A 19122-nucleotide genomic window follows, 5' to 3' on the forward strand; every position below is an offset into this window, starting at 1 on the left:
AATTTCTCAAACAGAATGCGATCGCCTCTTCTACTTAACCCCCCACCGCCCCAGAATAAATCAATCCTCGCTGCATATCTAAAGTCAAAATTGCCCCATCCCGAATCACTTCGGTAGCGCGTTTGACTCCTACAATGACAGGAATCCCCAAACGCAAACCCAAGACCGCAGCATGACTGGTAAGACTCTCATCTTCGGTGATAATCCCTGCGGCTTTGCGGATCGCATCGACAAAATCAGCAGAAGTGCGGGGCGCAACCAATATTTCCCCAGGATTAAACTTACTCACATCTATTCCGGCGTGAGCTACTCTAGCGCGACCGCTGACGGAACCCTGACCGATGCCAACACCTTGACCGAGTAAAGCTGTCACCACTTCTACCTTAATCAAGTCTGTCGATCCCGATACTCCCTGAAGCGTCCCAGCCGTCATCACGACCAAATCTCCTTCTGTTAAGAGATTTTTCTCTAGCGCCACATTGAGAGCCGACTGAAACGTTTGTCCCGTCGAAGCTAAATCCAGTACCAGCAGCGGTTTTACTCCCCACACCATTTGTAGCTGTCGAGCTATATCGACATGGGGAGTGACGGCAAGAATTGGAGTCTGAGGTCGAAATTTAGACACATTTCGCGCCGTCGATCCCGTCTTCGTCATCGTCATAATTGCAGATGCTTCTAATTGTTCGGCAATCTGTCCTACTGCTTGACTGATCGCATTGGGGATCGATCGCCGCGCATCTTTGATATGAGCTGGAGGCGAGGCTAGAGCCTGTTCCTGTTCGATCCGCACGGCAATTTTTGCCATTGTCGCCACGGCTTCCACCGGATATTTTCCCACAGCCGTCTCATTTGACAGCATCACCGCATCCGTACCATCTAAAATTGCATTTGCCACATCCGAGACTTCAGCGCGAGTCGGTCGAGGGCTGTGAACCATGCTGTCTAACATTTGGGTTGCCGTGATAATTGGGATACCTAAGCGATTTGCCGTCACGATCAACCGCTTTTGCAAGATCGGCACGTCTTCCGCTGGTAGTTCTACCCCCAAATCCCCTCTAGCCACCATCACACCATCGCACAGAGGCAAAATTGCCTCCATCTGATCGATCGCCTCGTGTTTCTCAATCTTGGCAACTACAGGCACTTGCTTCCCTGCATTAGAAATAATTTCTTTAATTTCTAAGATGTCTTGAGGATTGCGCACGAAAGAAAGGGCTACCCAATCTACACCTTGATCTAGACCGAAGAGTAAATCTTCGCGATCCTTATCTGTCATTGCCTTAATGGATAGATAGACCCCAGGAAAATTTACCCCTTTATTATTAGAAAGAATGCCCCCCACAGTGACGCAACAGTGCAATTCTTTGTTATCGCGATCGACATCTTCCACGAGCATTTCGACTCGCCCATCATCCAGTAAAATTGTCGCTCCTACGGGGACTTCATCGGCTAGCAGATCGTAAGTCACGCAACTGCGCTCTTGAGTCCCGACAATGCGATCGCTAGTTAAAGTAAAGCGATCGCCCCGACCCACTTGAATCGAGCCAGTCTCAAACTTACCCAGGCGAATTTTCGGTCCCTGTAAGTCTTGTAAAATTCCAACCGGACGATCCAATTCAAAAGCGGTCTGCCGGATCAGGCGAATGCTGCGTTGGTGGTCGGCGTGAGTGCCGTGGGAAAAATTCAGCCGCAAAGTGGTTGCTCCAGCCTCAATCAATGCCTTGAGGACTTCTGGGCTACTAGTAGCGGGACCAATGGTAGCGACGATTTTAGTGCGACGAACGGAGTCTATTGACTGCATGAAGGCAACTTTCAAGGGGATAACAAACTACAGATCGTAATGCGATCGGTATATCACCCGATCGCCAGAGAATAAATTGCTAGTAGCAGTAGTCAAAATGACTCATGCTACACAAAACTTTAGTATTCTAGTGAACGTACCATAATAATTTGCAACATAATTTGCAACACCCGATAACAAAAGGAGTCAAGATGATCGCGTCGGAGGCAAAGAAGCCACTGACAGTTCCCAAGGAGTTTTTAGCACCTCCTGAGAAAATAAATCCCGATGTGTGGATGTTTCTGGCAGCCATGACCTTATTGGCATTATCCAACTGCGGTTACTGGCTGTGGGAGTGGCAACACTGGTGCTGCTTCACAATTAACGTTCTTGCCATTCATCTGTCTGGCACTGTGATTCATGATGCTTGCCACCAAGCTGCCCATCCTAATCGAATTATCAATGCAATTTTAGGGCATGGCAGCGCCATGATGTTAGCTTTTTCGTTTCCCGTATTTACGCGGGTACACCTACAGCACCACGCCCATGTCAACGACCCAGAAAACGATCCGGATCATTTTGTCTCTACTGGTGGTCCTCTGTGGTTAATTAATGCTCGCTTCTTCTATCATGAAGTATTTTTCTTTCAGCGGCGATTGTGGCGAAAATACGAATTATTAGAGTGGTTTATTAGCCGTGCAATTGTCGCAGCAATTTTTTACATCTCAATTCAATATCACTTTTTGGGCTATATCCTCAATTTTTGGTTTATCCCAACTGCTATTGTTGGGCTGACTTTAGGATTATTTTTTGATTATCTACCCCATCGCCCATTTAGCGATCGCGGGCGTTGGACAAATGCCAGAGTTTATCCCAATCCGGTACTGAATCTATTGATCGGCGGACAGAATTATCACCTCACCCATCACCTATGGCCTTCAATTCCCTGGTATAAATATCAACCCGCATACCATGCCACCAAGCATCTTTTGGATGCCAAAGGCAGTCCTCAAACTCTAGGTATCTGGCAAGGAAAAGACTTTTGGAGCTTTTTATATGATGTCTTTCTAGGGATTCGGTTGCATCGGAAAGAGGAAACGAGTGTAGAGACGTTACATGTAACGTCTCTACACAATGACCAATAACCAACTACTAACTACCACAATTCAATCTCTCATACGCATTGCTAATAACTCGCTGACCCCGCAGAAACCCTGTATTTGCCCCAGGGCAGATATATTGCAAGGTTTCTGGGGTAAAGCGATCGCAAATGAGTTTGACGCTGCGTAATTGGCGTAACCAGTGGAAAGTTTTTGCCGTTCTCAGCGGTGCTGGTTCGCCTTGAAGATTGGGGAGAATATGACGACCAGAGAATAAAATACCTCCATGCTGCGGATAGTAAAGGCAAGCAGAACCAGGCGAATGTCCGGGAGTCCAGATAATTTCAATGCCATTTCCCAGGTCAAATTCTCGCTCAAAAGTCGTAACTTTTAATCCTGGCAACAAATAGGCTTCTTGTTGTTGAATGATAATCTCGCAGTTATACGTTGCTTGCAGGTGTCGCGTTTGACCGATCGCACCTCTGTGCGTCATAAATAACCAGCGAACTCCACCAAGAGAACTGATATATTCCCGATTCACTTCGTCCCAGCCTGGAGAGTCTATCAGAATATTGCCTTGATTTTCTACAATAAGATAAGCAGTTCCTCCTAACGTCTCTCTATTGGGTGGAAACGCAAATACGTTATGCCAAATTGCCTGTGGTAGTTTGGGAGAACGAGTAGGTTGGTTTTGCAAAGTTCGGGAACGATTAGTGAGGGGTAAAAGTTAAATTGAGAGTTTAATTGCGATCTTATGTGGCGAGTAAAATTATGGCACTGGCACGGCAAATAGGAGGTGAAAGATAAGTATTCTCAACTGACTTGTCTCCATCGCTTAAACGCGATACCCACTCAGTACAACTGCAACAGACATGGAATTTTGGTTTCTCCTCCTCCTGGGACTATTTACTTATATCATCGTGCGGCGCAGTGTCGCTGGCATGACGCGGACACCCGTTTGGCTTTTATGGCTGGTACTCATGACACCAGCCTTAATTTGGAGCATATGGATGGCAGTCTACGGTCCAGATCAACCACTGCCTATTGCTTTAGCGATCGGTCCGTTTGTCATCTGCCCAGTTTTGTACTGGCTGCTGATTCAGTGGGGACGGAGAGGAATGTCACCCGCGCCACCAACTGCTAACCCAGCAGCAGTCAATTCTAACCCAGAACCGACACCAGAACCGACACCAGTTCGCCCAATCGAGCCAGCAGAAGAAGCTCAACTGAGGGATTGCTTTCCTTGGTCAACTTTCTACATTCACAATATTGAATATCGACCTCAAGCCGTGATCTGTCGCGGACAACTCCGCACTTCTCCGACCGATGCTTACGAGAAAATTCGGCGAAATATTGAAAATCAATTTGGCGATCGCTTTTTAGTCCTGTTGCAAGAAGGACTCAACAACAAGCCTTTCTTTGCCCTAGTTCCCAATCCCCAAGCGCGAAAAGATAGACCAGCGGAGCGATCGCAGCTCTCTAGACCCTTTTTAGCCGTAGGCTTAGTTATAGCCACCTTATTTACAACTGCCGTCGTTGGCGTGCAATTAGCTAGTAGCAATAACACCACACCATCAGCAACTATTACCCAATTACATGAAGGATTGCCCTATGCCGTAGCTTTACTGGCGATTTTAGGCATTCACGAAATGGGTCACTATTTAACAGCTAGATTTCATAAAATTCTCGTTACACTACCTTATTTCATTCCCATTCCCTTTTTTCCTGGTACGTTTGGGGCATTTATTCAAATGCGCAGCCCCGTACCCAACCGTAAAGCCTTGTTTGATGTGAGTATTGCTGGTCCTGTAGCTGGATTTGTGGCAACACTACCGCTGCTGATCTGGGGTTTAGCAAACTCTCAAGTCGTGCCAATCCCAGAAAAAGCAGGAACTCTCGACCCCGATGCCCTCAACCCAGGATATTCGATTTTACTAGCAGTCCTGAGTAAATTAGCATTAGGCGCTCAACTAACCGCAGATAAAGCGATCGACCTACACCCAGTGGCGATCGCGGGATTTCTAGGACTTGTCGTTACGGCATTAAACCTCATGCCTGTAGGACAACTCGATGGCGGTCACATCGTCCATGCTATGTTTGGACAGCGTACTGGAGCCGCGATCGGTCAAATTGCTCGGTTTTTAGTTTTAGGATTGGCTTTAGTCCAACCTGGTTTTTGGTTGTGGGCGATAATTCTCTTTTTCATGCCCATAGCTGACGAACCAGCCCTCAACGATGTAACCGAACTAGACAACAAACGCGATATCATCGGTCTGCTAGTCTTAGCTTTACTCGTTTTAATTATCCTGCCAGCACCCAGATTTATTACAAATTTATTACAAATTTAGAGGGGTAAGGGATAGGACAAGGGGGGCAAGGGGGACAAGGAAGAAGTTAAAATTTACCTCTTGGCAACGACCAATGACCAACGACCAATGACCAATGACAACGTAATTCAAGTTATCGGTGGTGGATTAGCCGGGACAGAAGCGGCGTGGCAAATTGCCCAGGCGGGAATACCAGTGATTTTGCACGAAATGCGTCCTTTGCGATCGAGTCCCGCCCACCATACAGAACATTTAGCAGAATTAGTCTGTAGCAATTCTTTTGGGGCGCAAGCAAGCGATCGCGCATCGGGATTGTTGCACGAAGAACTGCGTCAATTGGGTTCTGTAGTGATTGGCAAAGCCGACAGTCACGCCGTCCCTGCTGGTGGTGCTTTAGCTGTAGATCGAGGACAATTTAGCCAAGATTTGACCGAAACGCTCTCTCGTCACCCCCTCATCGAACTGCGGCGGGGCGAACTTCACGCCATTCCAGAAGGCGTTGTTGTACTAGCGACTGGTCCTTTAACTAGCCCCGATTTAGCCGCAGATTTGCACCGCTTTACGGGAATGGAATATCTCAGCTTTTTCGATGCCGCAAGCCCAATTATTGTAGGAGAATCAATTGACCGCGATATTGCTTTTCTCGCTTCTCGCTACGACAAGGGAGATGCAGCCTATCTCAACTGTCCGATGAATAAAGAGCAATACTTGCAGTTTTGGCAAGCATTATGCACGGCAGAACAAGCAGAATTAAAGGATTTTGAGCGAGAAAATGCTAAATTCTTTGAAGCTTGTTTACCTATAGAAGAACTTGCCCGACGCGGGGAAGATACCATGCGCTATGGTCCCCTCAAACCTGTGGGCTTGTTTGATGCCCGCAAGGGAGACTTCCGCGCCCCAGAAAATCAGTCGGAACGTCCTTATGCGGTAGTACAACTGCGCCAAGAAGATAAGGCGGGGCAGTTGTGGAATATGGTTGGATTTCAGACAAATTTACGCTGGGGCGAACAAAAGCGTATATTTCAAATGATTCCAGGTTTGGAAAATGCTGAATTTGTGCGTTTGGGAGTGATGCACCGCAACACGTTTATTAATGCTCCTCAGTTGTTGCAACCATCATTACAATTTAAAAACCGTCCGACTCTCTTAGGTGCGGGACAATTAATTGGTACGGAAGGTTATACAGCAGCAGCGGCTGGCGGCTGGCTGGCGGGAACGAATGCGGCGAGAATTGCTTTGGGTAAAGATTCGTTAGTTTTACCACCCACAACGATGATGGGGGCGTTATTTGAATTTATCAGTTCTGCTGCCCCGAAACATTTTCAACCGATGCCACCTAATTTTGGCATTTTGCCTGAGTTAGGCGAGAAGATTAAGAATAAACAGCTTAGATATGGTAGGTATCGCGATCGCTCTTTGTTCGATCTTGCTAGTTGGAAAGCGGGGTTATCTTTGGGATTAGCTGGGGTAATTTAGCGATCGATCTGTAAGGGCGCACAGATGTGCGTCCCTACAAATTTATGTACGCCCCTACCTCAATATTCCAGGTTAAAAAGCGCGATCGCTTCCCAATTAACTTGCTATGCTATAATATCCGAGTGCAAGGGCATATAGCTCAGTGGATAGAGCATCAGATTCCGGTTCTGAGGGTCGGGGGTTCAAATCCCTCTATGCTCGTAAAAGATAAAAACCTTGATAAAACGCCAATCTACGAAAGAACAAGACTTTCAGGGAGTGGTGCTTCAGGAGTTTCTCCACCCCCTACCAAAAAAGTTTGGGTATTCTTGAGACTTTTTGGGCGCTCTTGAGTTGGCGATCTGTGATTCAAATGCCGTCTCCCCTTCTGGTAGCAGCCAGAATTGCTCCAGGGTTAGATTCTGTAATTGGTTTACGCTCATTTTCTTTAGCTTCCTGTGATGTTAACTGAATTAAACCACTGGCGATCGCATCTAGTAATTGCCCCGTCGCACCCTCGCCGTCATAGATATAACCGAGGGTATAAGCTAGATCTTTGAGCTTACTGGGGGTATCGGGAGCGGTTCTGACATTGACGACAGAACGGTTGAGTTTCTTTCTACCCATTGCTGTTCTCCAAGGGCTCTGGTCGTCCTATTCCCAATTGCTGGAGAGTTGTTTTAACATCCTGCCAATCGAGCCCGCAGTAGTAATACTGCTTAGAACGTAAATTAGCAAGGTAATATCCTCCCTTACCTGCCTCTATCCGAAATAACTCGATCGCAATTTTCGGTATGGTTAATCCAAATTGGCGCAGTCGGTCTTCTAGAGACAGAGATGCTGGCACGTTGCGGGGGTTGTAGAATATTCTGTCGCCTGTCTTGAAACACCAGGCAGACCCCTTTTTTTCAACGACTAGGTAGTGCAGTGGATGGATAATACTAGTAGACATATGTTATGTTTTTCTTGACTATCAGGAAATGCCCCTAGTTTTACTAGAGGCATGGTGCTAATTTTACTCGCCGTTGGAATCAGATTCAGAGTCCTCGTCTTCCAAGGCTTCTAGCACGTCTTTGGTATAAGCAACGTATTCGTTTCCTTGCTGGTCTATCTCGCTCCAGATATCCTCTGCAAGGTACTCGAACTCGATTTCAGGATTGTATTCCTTTTGTCCGTTGCCGTTACCGTCTTTATTTGGATTAGTTATTTTTGCATCACCTCCTTATTTTTAGGGGAGATAAAATATCTCCCCTAAATTATTATTGCCAATCTTCCTATAAGTGTCAAGCACTTTTATTGAGAACTTCGAGTAAATTCTGCTGCTTGATATATTCCAGGTTTTCCAGCGCGATCGCATTCTTAAATTTCTGCAATCTCAGGTCGATCTGCTGCTGGATAACTGCGGTGAGAGCATTTTGGCGCTGTTCCTCGTTTTGTGCTAACTGTAGGACTAAATCGGCAGTGCGTTTTTTAGAATCGCGAATTCTTTGTTCGTTAGCTTCATTTCCCTCTACGATCGCTTTTTCATGTATGTAAAGGAATCTCAGCCACAATCGTGCAACCTGAGTTAGGAGCGGTATTAATATTTAATTCACCTCCTAAGACTTGGGCGCGATCGCGCATACTTTGCAACCCAAAACCAGTGGTATTTTGACTTAATTGAAATCCCTTACCATTATCCGCAATTGTGAATTTTAAATGGTTTTTCGTAACCTGTAATTCAATTTTCACTTCAGTAGCCGAAGCATATCTACTAATATTTGTCAATGCTTCTTGAGCAATGCGGTAAATAGCTGTAGAAACTTCTGTCGTTATGGAATCGGCAAGTTGAATTTGACATGAAGGAACAACGCCAGTAGAGCGCCCAAAATCCTCAGCCAAAGATGCGATCGCTTGCTCTAAAGAACGTCCCAACAGCGGATCGCGCAGCGCCGAAACTGACTGGCGCACATCTTGCAAAGCTTGAGAACCTAATTTTTTTGCTTGTTTGAGGAACGTGTAAGCTCTGGTAGAATCGCTGAGCCAAAGTTTAAGTGCTGTTTCTATTTGCAGATTGAGTGCTGTTAAAGAGTGTCCGAGAGAATCGTGAATTTCTCGTGCAATGCGACTGCGTTCTTGCAAAGTTGCTTGGTCTTCAATTCTCAAAGCATATTTTCGCAGTTGTTCGTTCGCGATCGCCAGTTTTTCTCGACTTTGACGCTCAGCCAAAACTGCATTCATTAATAACAACACAAAAACTAAAACTAACCCAAATAAGAATGCTAGGAGGAGCGGAAAAAAACGCAACCGTTCTTGAGCCGATGGTGGTGCGGGAATGCGATGAAAACGGCGCTGTAGCGTCAATAGGAAAAGAGTAAAAGATAAACCCGTAATTAATAATCTTCCTGGTAGCGCAAAAATCAGACAACTTCGAGTGACTAGAAGTAAGTAAAGGAAAGGAAACAGACGGATTGCTCGACTACCAGTTAGAGAAGTGAATAAAATTAGTACAATTTCAAAAGCAGTATAAATAATTTTGTAAATTAACTTACCCGTGGGTAATCTCAAACCCATCAACCCAAAGCCAGTAATGCTTAACAGTGTTAGCAAAGGAAATCTGGGAAACCGGAGACTGGGATTAGGTAATAATTCAGTCCAAATTGCGATCGCCAATAATGCCCACTCTAGATAGAGCAGAAATGGAAACGGGTGATTTTGAGGTTGAATGGGACGAGTCACAAGGTTTAAAAGTCAAAGGTCAAAAGTCAAAAGTCAAAATTGGGACAAGGGAAACAAGAGAGACAAGGGAGAATTCGGAATTCGTAATTAGTATAGATTCCCTGATAACTGATAACTGATAACCATTACTAAAGTCATAGGGCGATCGTGACTTTTTCTACATGAGGTTGAGCGAACTCGTTTATAAGATAGTGGCACAGAATAGCTATGACGGGTGTATTACCGAGCGTGAAGCTAGAATGAAAACTGATTTGCCTCATTCAGAGACGTTCCCATCGCGCGTGAAAAACTTCAAGAAAGTAGGAATTACTAAGTGGGTGCTGGGGGTATTCTTGCTTGGCTTTGTAGCCGCAGGTAGCTATATTGTTTATCGTCAAATTGTCATTGTTCCCCGTCAAGCCGCCCAGCGACAAGCACTCTCCGTTCCAGTAGAACGATTAAATTTATCTGTAACTGTTGCAGCTAACGGCACAATTAAACCAGAGCGATCGATTAATGTCAGCCCTAAAAGTTCTGGGCGGCTGAAAAGCTTGTTGGTAAAAGAAGGAGATTGGGTAAAGCAAGGGCAAATTATCGCCTACATGGATGATTCAAACCTACAGGGACAATTAATCGAAGCTAAGGGAAGATTAGCAGAAGCTCAAGCAAATTTACAAAAATTGCTGGCAGGGAATCGCGTTGAAGATATTGCTCAAGCGCAAGCAGAGTTACAAAATACTCAAGCTACCTTAGAAGAAGCAACCTCAAATCTGCGCCAAAACGAGCAGTTATTCGCCTCTGGAGCAATTTCCAGTCGAGATTTAGTTACATCCCGCGCTGCTTACAATAGTGCCAAAGCAGCTGTGGATAGAGCGCAGCAAGCTTTAACATTACAACAAAATGGTTCGCGCCCTGAAGATATCGCTCAAGCCCGCGCTCAAGTGAAACAAGCACAAGGGGCATTACAGAATATTCAAACTCAATTGAATGATACGGCGATCGCGGCTCCTTTTAGTGGCGTAGTGGCGCAAAAATATGCCGATCCTGGTGCTTTTGTCACTCCCACCACCGCAGGTAGTTCCGTATCTGGCGCAACTTCCAACTCGATCTTGGCACTGGCGGCGAACAATCAGGTTGTCGCCAACGTATCAGAAAGTAATATTGCTCGAATTCGCATCGGACAAGAAATTAGCTTTCGAGCTGATGCACATCCCGGCAAAACTTTCAAGGGGCGAGTAATTCAAATTGCCGTTCAATCTACGGTAGAACAAAACGTAACGAGTTTTCAAGTTAAAGCTGCAATTCTCACCGCTCCTCAGCTGTTGCGATCGGGTATGAACGTTGATGTTGATTTTAAAGCAGGCGAATTGAAAAATGCGATCGTCGTCCCCACAGTTGCGATCGCTCGTCAACCTAACGGTACGGGTGTATTTGTCGCTAGCGAGAATAACAATCCCGTTTTCACCCCCATCCAAACCGGAGTGACTGTAAATGACAAAACCCAAGTATTATCAGGACTCACGGGAACCGAAAAAGTCTTCATCACCTTTCCACCAGGAACTCGCCCCCAAACCAGAACGCCGGGAATCCCAGGTATGGGAGGTTCGCGACGGTGAACAGGGAGTAGGGAGCAGGGAGGACAAGGGAGACAAGGGGGGACAAGGGAGACAAGGGAGACAAGGGGGACAAGGGGGACAAGGGGGAACTCGGGGACCCCACGACCGAAGGGAGTGGGGATTAGGGGACAAGGGGGACAAGGGAGGACAAGGGGGACAAGGGGGACAAGGGGGACAAGGGAGACAAGGGGGACAAGGGGGACAAGGGAGACAAGGGGGACAAGGGAGCGGTTAACCAACAACTATCAACCATTAACCATTAACCATCAATTATTCTTCATGCCCAAAAAACAACCCCCTCACGCCAATACTAACGCCGTGTCAACTGCTGAAGTTGTCGGGATGGCGGCGGAATCTTTATGGAACCATAAGTTACGCACGGGATTAACAATGCTGGGTGTAATTATTGGTATTTCTTCGGTAATTTCTATTACTTCGGTAGGACAAGGCGTACAAAAATCTACCGAGCAACAGATTCAAGCTTTGGGTACGAATGTGATGCTCGTCCTTGCAGGTGCGTCTACGACTGGTGGCGGGATTAACCAAGGAGTAGGTTCGGCTTCAACTTTGACTTGGGAAGATGCTAAAGCGGTAGCGCAACAGGCTCCAGCAGCGATTGGCGTGACTGCTTTTTTACAACGTCAGTTTCAAGTTGTTTATGGCGGACAGAATATTTCTACTAGCGTTCTTGGAACGGATTTATATTACTCTGAGGTGAAAAATATCCGCCCCCAAGTCGGGCAGTTTTTTACTGAAGCAGATTTAGATGCGGCTCAACCAGTTGTCGTTTTAGGTTCTAAGGTACGAGATCAATTATTTGGCGCAGCAGTCAATCCAGTAGGAGCCGATATTCGGATTCAGCGACAAAGTTATAAGGTACTGGGAGTAATGGAGCCAAAAGGCGCGGTTGGAGGACAAGATCAAGACGATCGCGTATACGTACCGTTAACGAATATGTCGGCGCGGTTGGTAGGAAATAATGCTTTGACTGGAGTTTCCATCAACGGATTTTGGTTAGCAGCTAGTAACGAGACGCAGTTAGATGCGGCACAATTCCAAGTCACGAACCTTTTACGCTTGCGTCATAATATCTACCCACCGCAAGCAGATGATTTTCGGATTATCAATCAGGTTGATATTATCAACACATTTAGTAGTGTAGTAGGATTATTTACCGTCATGGTAGTGGCGATCGCGGGAATTTCCTTAGTCGTTGGCGGGATTGGGATTGCCAATATCATGCTAGTCTCAGTCGTCGAACGCACAAAAGAAATTGGCATTCGCAAAGCTGTAGGCGCGACTAATGCAGCGATTTTAATTCAGTTTTTAGCCGAAGCAGTTGTCGTCTCTGTCGTTGGTGGAGGGATGGGAATTGGTTTGGGAGTGGCGATCGCGGCTACTGCTGCTAATATTTTCAAATTTCCCCTCATCGTATCGTTGTGGTCGATCGCGAGTGGGTTTGGGCTTTCTTTCGTCGTCGGATTGCTAGCGGGAGTTATCCCAGCTCGGAATGCTGCTAAATTAGATCCGATTGCCGCTTTGAGAAGCGAGTAAAAATATTTTTTTCTCTGCTATAATCGTAAAGCCGATATGCGGATGTGGCGGAATTGGCAGACGCGCTAGATTTAGGTTCTAGTACCGAGAGGTGTGAAGGTTCAAGTCCTTTCATCCGCATTTTTTATACTCTGCAAGCCTTTCAAGCTTTTCTCACCGAGCGATTAGCATCAGGGTAATTGTGAGCGATCCGACTCCTAGCAATTTACCGCTAATTCTTCCCCGTTTGCCGATTCTGGCTAGTGATGGCGCTAACTGGAAAAACATTCAATTTGCTTATTTTCGAGAACCACCTTGCGATGTTCCAGAACACGTATCGTCCCAGCACGTTATTTGTCTGAATGTCGGAAAGCCCGTGCAGTTGGAGCAAGCAGTTGGCGGACGATATGAGAAGGTAGGATCGGGATTTGGAGATTTGAAAATTTACCCAGCCTACCTCAGCCAATGGTTTCACTGGAATAAAGAAGCTGAGTTTTTCAATTTGTTGTTAGCACCGTCATTTCTCGCTACAGTTGGCTATGAGGTATTTGGCAGCGATCGCCTCGAACTGATTCCACATTTAGCTACACTATTCGATCCGTTAATTGGACAGATTGGCTTTGCACTCAAAACATCCTTAGAAATTGATGGGAGAAACAGCCATCTTTATGCTGACTCGCTAGCCCATGCACTTGTGGTTCATCTTTTATCAAGATATTCTACTAACTCACGTCAGCACAAAACTGTTACGGGTAGTTTTACGCAACAGCAATGGCAGCAAATTGTTGATTTTATTGAAGCAAACTTAGATAGAAATATTAGCTTAACTCAGTTAGCAGAAATAGTGCGGTTGAGTCCATATCACTTTGCGCATTTGTTCAAGCAGTCAACTCATATTTCACCGCATCAATATTTAATTCGTTGTCGGATCGAACGAGCCAAACAACTAATAGTTATGGGTAATTTATCATTGGCGGCGATCGCTCAGACGGTTGGTTTTGCTAGCCAAGGACATTTCACCTACCATTTCAAACGCCTTGTCGGAGTTACACCCAAAGTTTTTTGGCAGTTGTCGCAAGAACGTTGAAAACAACCGCAAGAACCTTGAAGCGAAGAAGTTAAAAATAGTTGGATACTGAATGCGTCAGTCGATAAATTCTGACGAGAAAGGAGAATTTATGTCACAACAGAATTTAGAAAATGTTCGCTGTCTATTCAAGGCTGTCGAAGAACGCGATATTGCTGGAGTTCTTGCCGCTTACGCTCCTGAAATTGTCATCCGCGATGCAGAGTCACTTCCTTATGGTGGAGAACATTACGGTCTTGAAGGTGCAAAGCAACACGTTGAAGGCGCTGCTCAAACTTGGAATCATCTTCAACCACCAGCCGAGAGGAAGATGGATGCAGTCTTTTTAGATGCAGAAGATTATGTCATCGTCCTTTGGCAGTTGAAAGGGCTGGCGGCGAGTAGCGGTAAAAAGCTTGATTCGCCAGTCGTAAGCGTGTATAAAATGCGTGATGGCAAAATTGTCGAATCACAGATGTTCTACGCAGATACAGTTGCGATCGGGCAATTCCTATTTTCCTAAAATTAAAGCAGCCTCAAAATAAACTCTCAGAACTTTTAAGATCGATTGAGGTATTGTTATAAGGTGATCGATCAAATCAACTGCTGGAAATTGGTAAAACAGATTTAACTCATCAGGAGGATGCCATTCGATGACCGCTCGTCCATACGATGTCGTGCTTTACGGAGCTAGTGGTTTTACTGGAAAGCAAACAGTGCAATACTTTGCCCAGCATGTAACTCCAAGCGAAGTACGTTGGGCGATCGCAGGTCGTAACCGTGACAAACTCGAACAAGTAAAGGCGCAAGTTGGTGTCAATGTCGATGTATTAGTTGCAGACAGCCAAGATGAAACTGCCATAGATAACATCGTGTCTCAGACGCGGGTACTGCTAAATACGGCGGGACCATTTGCTCTCTATGGCAATAAAATTGTTGATGCCTGCGTGCGCTTCAAAACTCACTACGTTGACATTACCGGCGAGACTCCTTGGGTGAAAGAACTCTGCGATCGCTACCACGACAGAGCCGCAGCCGATGGGACTCGCATTATTCCCTGCTGTGGGTTTGATTCCGTGCCTTCGGATCTGGGGACTTACCTGATCGTCCGCTACATCCAACGAGAACTAGGAACATCCTGCCGAGCGGTGAAAGCTTACTATCAAGCTATGGGCGGATTCAACGGTGGGACTCTAGCTTCTGTTTTTAACATTTACAATTCCACTCAGGTAAGTCAGGTAAGCAATCCTTTCCTACTCAATCCAACCAGCGATCGCTCGCCAGAAGAAATAGACCGCAATCGAGATCCAGAATTCCCGCAATACGATCCCGATCTTGATACGTGGGTAGCGCCATTTTTCATGGGTGCGGTTAATACTCGCGTGGTACGCCGTAGTAGTGCATTATATAGTCAGTGGCAGGAGCCATACGGCGTTGACTTTACCTACCAAGAATATCTGAAGTTCGACCCCCCGATAGGGTGGCTGCTAGCAGTTGGTATTACAGCAGCAACGGCTCTATTTATAGGGGCAATCCAGCAACCGCCAATCCGTAGCCTGCTGCAACCCCTTTTACCCCAACCAGGTAGCGGACCATCGGAGAAAACAATGAACGAGGGATGGTTTCGTTGCGAACTTTTAGGATTGACGAGCGACGGACGCAAGGTATGGGGACTGATTTGCGATCGCGGCGATCCTGGCAACCGCGCTACAGTGAAATTTTTGTGCGAGTCAGCATTGTGTTTGGCGTTGAATGAAGACAAACTCCCCGGCGATCGGCGCGGGGGTATCCTCACCCCTGCAACTGGACTCGGTGACGTTCTGGCAGAACGGTTGCGCCATGCAGGTATGACTGTCGATCTAGATCGAAATTTTTGCCAAAGGTGAGCGATAAAAACAACAACTCACGGCTCATCAGAACATCCTACCCTTAGTTAGGGGGACGACACTTATAGCAATTCTCGATTGCGTGCGTGACATTTGTAGGGGTGCTTTCTCTGTGCGCCCTTACCACAGATCGTGTGTTTTACCCAATAATCAAGCACTTAATTGTCATCGGTCTCGCGCCATGCTAGGGAAAATCATTGGTCGGCGATATCAAGTCGTACAAATCCTCGGTAGTAGTAGCTACTGTCAGACCTACCTAGCACGCAATCTCGATCGCAACCAGCCTGCTAAGTGTGTCATTAAGCATTTATTATCCACAGACAAAATCACCGATCTCAGTTATCGCTGGCAACGCTTGTTCAGCCGAGAAATTGCGGCTTTAGAAAAACTCCAGTCCTATTCGCAAGTACCGCAGTTATTAGACTATTTTGAGGAAGATCGACAATTTTACTTGGTGCAAGAGTATATTGTCGGGCAACCGCTAAGTCAACTCATGCCACCAGTAAGAGTCAAGTGGAGTCAGCAGCAAGTCATCGAGTTGTTGTATGAAATCCTCAGCATTCTGGAAATCGTTCACTCACAGGGACTCATTCACCGCGACCTCAAACCCAATAACTTAATTCGCCGAGCATCGGATGGAAAATTAGTCCTAATTGACTTTGGTAGCGTTAAACAAGCTTGGACGCAGGTAGTGACATCATCAGGACAAACCCAAGCCAATTATGCCATCGGTCTTCCTGCCACCATAGCTGTAGGTACATCTGGTTATATGCCCTCCGAGCAAAGTCACGGACGACCGCGACCTAACAGCGACATCTATGCTTTGGGGATGATTGGCATTCAAGCCTTAACTGGAATGCAACCAACGCAATTATTAGAAGATGCTGAAACTGGGGAAATGATTTGGCAACATCTGGTAACGATCGCGCCAGAGTTAACAGCCATTTTAAATAAAATGGTACGCTACCACTTTTTAGAGCGCTACCAGTCTACTACAGAGGCATTAAATGCTTTAGCGCCTCTGGTGGATGCGCCGGAAAAAGTACATACCGCTCCAGTCATGCTTTCAGTACCAAAACCAGCAGATAAGATCGTAGGAGTGGTGAAGCTTGTACGCAAACGCATTGCCTCACGGTTAGGAACAGCATTGGGAGTGACTTCTGCATTTGCGCTGTTACTTGGTAGCTACTATGCTTTGCGACCGACAACCAATATTTCACCCACAATGGCGCGATCGCAAATTGTCGAAGCATCTCATACAACTGAGCCTAGCACCTCTCCTCACACCTCGATGACGCGCACCTTGACTGGGCATACTAACGCAGTGTGGGCGGTGGCGATCGCGCGTGACGGACATACCCTAATTAGTGGTAGCGGGGACAAGACAATTAAATTCTGGGATCTTAGTTCTGGACAATTGCTACGTACCTTAACTGGCAATTCAGCTGAAGTCTTATCGCTTGCCCTAAGTCAAGACGGACAAATGCTGACAAGTGCTAGCTACTCAGCTCAGCCAGCAGTCAAAGTTTGGGATCTATCTACTCAAGAATTACAACATACAATTGGAAATGTTAGTAAAGTCTGGTCTGTTGCCATAAGTCCCGATCGCCAGACTCTTGTAAGTAGCAACGCAGACGCAAGTATCAAAATTTGGGATCTATCTACACGAATGTTACGCCGCACTCTTATCGGACATGCGGACACAGTTTGGTCTGTTGCCATTAGTCCTGATGGCAAAACTTTAGTTAGTGGTAGTAAAGATCGAACGATCAAAATTTGGGATCTTCGTACCGGAGCATTACGCCGTACTCTCTTGGGACATACAGATCGAGTCAGATCTGTGGCGATTAGTCCTGATGGACAGACTTTGGTATCAAGTAGTTGGGACAAAACGATCGGAATTTGGCAACTACAAACCGGACAGCGATTACGCACTTTGACGGGACATTCAGACTATATTAATTCAGTTGCAATTAGCCCAGATAGTCAGATGATTGCTAGTGGAAGTGACGATCGCCAAATCAAACTTTGGCAGCTCAATACTGGAGAGCTATTGACGACTTTTTCTGGACATCAGGGTAACGTAAATAGCCTCAGCTTTACTCCCAATGGCAAGCTAATTGTTAGTGGCAGTGAAGATAAAACTATCAAACTTTGGAGCTTGCAAGGGATAAATTAACTTAGATTAAAGGCGATCGCCCCCCTCAAGCAAGCACCACTGAGATTGGTATCGCTCGTGTTTGCGCCTGTTAAGTCTGCCCGCAATAAGTTTGCACCGCTCAGATCGGCTCCACTCAAATTAGCATCGCTCAAATCTGCCGCAGTCAAGTCAGCTCCGCTGAGATTTGCGCCACTGAGGTTAGCCCCTCTCAACTTTGCCCAGCCGAAATTTATCTGACTGAGATTGAGATAGCTGAGATCGGCGCACATGAGATTGGCATTGATAAAGTGCCTGTCTCCAACCGCGTAGCGCCGTTTTAATGTCTCAACACTTAATTTGGGCAATAAAATACAGAAATTACCGCTGTCGCACCATCTAGCTTCCACCAAACTAGCAGCAGTTTTAATTGCTATTTCATCCGAGGTAGGTATGACAATACTGTTGCACTCATCCCATTGACCGTCGAGCATGAAAGCAACATTATAGGCTGCATCGCGTGAATCGAATAAGAGAACGCGATTTTCCCCAGAGCGATCGCTCAATCCAACGATCGCATCTCTCAACGATGAGAATTTTTGCAGTAAGTCTTTCATGCTCTCCATCGCCCCATCACGATATTAACTATTTGCCGATCCTGGCTTAGTCAGCTTGCGGTGCAGTTCGGCGTTGACGGTATCGGGCAAGACTTTGCTCACCGCACCCTGAATTTTGGTCGCGAGCGATCCAGCGACTATACTATCTTTACCTTTCATCAGGGCTTCAAACCCCTGCTTGGCAACCTCAGCCGGATCGTCCTTCTGGTTTGCACCTACGTTAGTGTCGTCCATTCCCGCGCGGTGGAAAAAGTTAGTCTCAGTTGGTCCAGGCATGAGCGCAGTTACAGTTACGCCTGTATCCTTCAACTCGTTGCGTAACCCTTCCGAGAAGGATTGGATAAATGCTTTAGAAGCTGCATAAACTGCCTCAAACGAACCAGGCATCAGGGCAGCAATTGACGAAGTAAATAGAATTCGCCCCTTGCCGCGATCTACCATATCCTTGACAACCCGTTTGGCAAGATGGACGGACGATACAACATTGAGGTTAATTAAATTAAGTTCGTCTTGTAGATCGGTTTCGCGGGCAAACTCACCGCCAACACCAACACCGGCGTTAATGGCGATCGCATCCACTGCTCGATTCGAGTCTTGAATTTTCTGATATAGCGCCTCAACACCGTCATAAGTAGCAAGATCTGCCTGCACCGTCTCGACTTTGGCATCCATCCCTTCCAATGTCTGAGCAACTTCGTTCAGGTTTGAATGATTGGCTGTGATGAGGAGATCGAAGCCGTTTTGGGCGAACTGTTTGGCAAGTTCGTAGCCGATACCACTGGAAGCACCTGTAACGACAGCTAAGGGACGGGTGAATGAATTATCCATGAATGGTTAATAACTGCATACTTCTAACCCTTACGATCCTAGAAAAACAACAGTGCGATCGCGTCTTTCCAATGAAGTAG

At 46.3% G+C, this 19122-nt stretch carries 17 protein-coding genes and 2 tRNA genes; 11 read left to right on the forward strand and 8 right to left on the reverse strand.

Annotated features, from left to right (window positions below; translation table 11 throughout):
• Nucleotides 1-34: 34 nt before the first annotated feature.
• The gene (gene pyk, locus CHRO_RS15710) at nt 35-1801 is read right to left on the reverse strand and encodes a pyruvate kinase (protein ID WP_015155216.1); all 1767 of its coding nucleotides are present in this window, start codon (nt 1799-1801) and stop codon (nt 35-37) included.
• 191 nt (nt 1802-1992) lie between these two features.
• Here pyk and crtR point away from each other — a divergent pair, with 191 nt between their 5' ends.
• A complete protein-coding gene (gene crtR / locus CHRO_RS15715) occupies nt 1993-2925 on the forward strand; it encodes a beta-carotene hydroxylase (RefSeq protein ID WP_015155217.1) in 933 nt (310 codons plus the stop codon).
• A gap of 7 nt (nt 2926-2932) precedes the next feature.
• On the opposite strand, the gene CHRO_RS15720 is transcribed toward crtR, so the two are convergent.
• Entirely contained in the window at nt 2933-3577 is a 645-nt protein-coding gene (locus CHRO_RS15720; RefSeq protein WP_015155218.1) for an MBL fold metallo-hydrolase, read from the reverse strand.
• Nucleotides 3578-3752: 175 nt separating this feature from the next.
• Here CHRO_RS15720 and CHRO_RS15725 point away from each other — a divergent pair, with 175 nt between their 5' ends.
• The 3 genes from CHRO_RS15725 to CHRO_RS15735 all read left to right on the forward strand — a co-directional run bounded on the left by CHRO_RS15725 (nt 3753) and on the right by CHRO_RS15735 (nt 6884).
• Nucleotides 3753-5228: a site-2 protease family protein gene (locus CHRO_RS15725; RefSeq protein WP_015155219.1), complete on the forward strand. Its 1476-nt coding sequence runs from the start codon at nt 3753-3755 to the stop codon at nt 5226-5228.
• A gap of 87 nt (nt 5229-5315) precedes the next feature.
• Nucleotides 5316-6683, forward strand: coding sequence for an FADH(2)-oxidizing methylenetetrahydrofolate--tRNA-(uracil(54)-C(5))-methyltransferase TrmFO (trmFO, locus tag CHRO_RS15730; protein WP_015155220.1), 1368 nt, complete (start codon nt 5316-5318; stop codon nt 6681-6683).
• A gap of 128 nt (nt 6684-6811) precedes the next feature.
• A tRNA-Arg gene (locus tag CHRO_RS15735) sits at nt 6812-6884 on the forward strand.
• Nucleotides 6885-7031: 147 nt separating this feature from the next.
• Here the strand turns inward: CHRO_RS15735 and CHRO_RS15740 are convergent.
• The 4 genes from CHRO_RS15740 to CHRO_RS15755 all read right to left on the reverse strand — a co-directional run bounded on the left by CHRO_RS15740 (nt 7032) and on the right by CHRO_RS15755 (nt 9380).
• Complete coding sequence (locus CHRO_RS15740; RefSeq protein WP_015155221.1) at nt 7032-7289, reverse strand: hypothetical protein; 258 nt, start codon at nt 7287-7289, stop codon at nt 7032-7034.
• The gene (locus CHRO_RS15745) at nt 7282-7614 is read right to left on the reverse strand and encodes a hypothetical protein (protein WP_015155222.1); all 333 of its coding nucleotides are present in this window, start codon (nt 7612-7614) and stop codon (nt 7282-7284) included. The genes CHRO_RS15740 and CHRO_RS15745 overlap by 8 nt, the downstream gene beginning before the upstream one ends.
• 331 nt (nt 7615-7945) lie before the next feature.
• The gene (locus CHRO_RS15750) at nt 7946-8215 is read right to left on the reverse strand and encodes a hypothetical protein (protein WP_015155223.1); all 270 of its coding nucleotides are present in this window, start codon (nt 8213-8215) and stop codon (nt 7946-7948) included.
• Entirely contained in the window at nt 8187-9380 is a 1194-nt protein-coding gene (locus tag CHRO_RS15755) for a sensor histidine kinase (RefSeq protein ID WP_015155224.1), read from the reverse strand. The genes CHRO_RS15750 and CHRO_RS15755 overlap by 29 nt, the downstream gene beginning before the upstream one ends.
• 161 nt (nt 9381-9541) lie before the next feature.
• Between CHRO_RS15755 and CHRO_RS15760 the strand changes: the two genes are divergently transcribed.
• The 7 genes from CHRO_RS15760 (at nt 9542) to CHRO_RS15790 (ending at nt 17639) form a co-directional block, all read left to right on the forward strand.
• Nucleotides 9542-10975: an efflux RND transporter periplasmic adaptor subunit gene (locus CHRO_RS15760; RefSeq protein ID WP_015155225.1), complete on the forward strand. Its 1434-nt coding sequence runs from the start codon at nt 9542-9544 to the stop codon at nt 10973-10975.
• A gap of 279 nt (nt 10976-11254) precedes the next feature.
• Complete coding sequence (locus CHRO_RS15765; RefSeq protein WP_015155226.1) at nt 11255-12529, forward strand: ABC transporter permease; 1275 nt, start codon at nt 11255-11257, stop codon at nt 12527-12529.
• A gap of 38 nt (nt 12530-12567) precedes the next feature.
• Nucleotides 12568-12649, forward strand: a tRNA-Leu gene (locus tag CHRO_RS15770).
• 61 nt (nt 12650-12710) lie between these two features.
• Nucleotides 12711-13595, forward strand: a complete 885-nt coding sequence (locus CHRO_RS15775) for a helix-turn-helix transcriptional regulator (protein ID WP_015155227.1) — start codon at nt 12711-12713, stop codon at nt 13593-13595.
• 91 nt (nt 13596-13686) lie between these two features.
• Nucleotides 13687-14097 (forward strand): nuclear transport factor 2 family protein, encoded by a 411-nt coding sequence (locus tag CHRO_RS15780; protein WP_015155228.1) that lies wholly within the window; start codon nt 13687-13689, stop codon nt 14095-14097.
• Between the two features lie 130 nt (nt 14098-14227).
• On the forward strand, nt 14228-15460 hold the full coding sequence (locus CHRO_RS15785) for a saccharopine dehydrogenase family protein (RefSeq protein WP_015155229.1): 1233 nt from the start codon (nt 14228-14230) through the stop codon (nt 15458-15460).
• A 181-nt stretch (nt 15461-15641) separates the two neighbouring features.
• Complete coding sequence (locus CHRO_RS15790) at nt 15642-17639, forward strand: serine/threonine-protein kinase (RefSeq protein ID WP_015155230.1); 1998 nt, start codon at nt 15642-15644, stop codon at nt 17637-17639.
• On the opposite strand, the gene CHRO_RS34390 is transcribed toward CHRO_RS15790, so the two are convergent.
• A complete protein-coding gene (locus CHRO_RS34390) occupies nt 17636-18214 on the reverse strand; it encodes a pentapeptide repeat-containing protein (protein WP_041463187.1) in 579 nt (192 codons plus the stop codon). The two genes, CHRO_RS15790 and CHRO_RS34390, sit on opposite strands and share 4 nt — an antisense overlap.
• Nucleotides 18215-18238: 24 nt before the next feature.
• Nucleotides 18239-19042, reverse strand: coding sequence for an SDR family NAD(P)-dependent oxidoreductase (locus CHRO_RS15800; protein WP_015155232.1), 804 nt, complete (start codon nt 19040-19042; stop codon nt 18239-18241).
• Between the last annotated feature and the right edge of the window lie 80 nt (nt 19043-19122).

Origin of the sequence: Chroococcidiopsis thermalis PCC 7203, assembly GCF_000317125.1 — a bacterium.
GTDB classification, from domain to species: domain Bacteria; phylum Cyanobacteriota; class Cyanobacteriia; order Cyanobacteriales; family Chroococcidiopsidaceae; genus Chroococcidiopsis; species Chroococcidiopsis thermalis.

Excerpts from the sequence above, each read along its gene's own strand:
- pyk (WP_015155216.1), bottom strand. The coding sequence starts at position 1,801 with ATGCAGTCAATAGACTCCGTTCGTCGCACTAAAATCGTCGCTACCATT.
- crtR (WP_015155217.1), top strand. The coding sequence starts at position 1,993 with ATGATCGCGTCGGAGGCAAAGAAGCCACTGACAGTTCCCAAGGAGTTT.
- CHRO_RS15725 (WP_015155219.1), top strand. The coding sequence starts at position 3,753 with ATGGAATTTTGGTTTCTCCTCCTCCTGGGACTATTTACTTATATCATC.
- trmFO (WP_015155220.1), top strand. The coding sequence starts at position 5,316 with ATGACCAATGACAACGTAATTCAAGTTATCGGTGGTGGATTAGCCGGG.
- CHRO_RS15740 (WP_015155221.1), bottom strand. The coding sequence starts at position 7,289 with ATGGGTAGAAAGAAACTCAACCGTTCTGTCGTCAATGTCAGAACCGCT.
- CHRO_RS15745 (WP_015155222.1), bottom strand. The coding sequence starts at position 7,614 with ATGTCTACTAGTATTATCCATCCACTGCACTACCTAGTCGTTGAAAAA.
- CHRO_RS15760 (WP_015155225.1), top strand. The coding sequence starts at position 9,542 with ATGAGGTTGAGCGAACTCGTTTATAAGATAGTGGCACAGAATAGCTAT.
- CHRO_RS15765 (WP_015155226.1), top strand. The coding sequence starts at position 11,255 with ATGCCCAAAAAACAACCCCCTCACGCCAATACTAACGCCGTGTCAACT.
- CHRO_RS15780 (WP_015155228.1), top strand. The coding sequence starts at position 13,687 with ATGTCACAACAGAATTTAGAAAATGTTCGCTGTCTATTCAAGGCTGTC.
- CHRO_RS15785 (WP_015155229.1), top strand. The coding sequence starts at position 14,228 with ATGACCGCTCGTCCATACGATGTCGTGCTTTACGGAGCTAGTGGTTTT.
- CHRO_RS15790 (WP_015155230.1), top strand. The coding sequence starts at position 15,642 with ATGCTAGGGAAAATCATTGGTCGGCGATATCAAGTCGTACAAATCCTC.
- CHRO_RS34390 (WP_041463187.1), bottom strand. The coding sequence starts at position 18,214 with ATGAAAGACTTACTGCAAAAATTCTCATCGTTGAGAGATGCGATCGTT.
- CHRO_RS15800 (WP_015155232.1), bottom strand. The coding sequence starts at position 19,042 with ATGGATAATTCATTCACCCGTCCCTTAGCTGTCGTTACAGGTGCTTCC.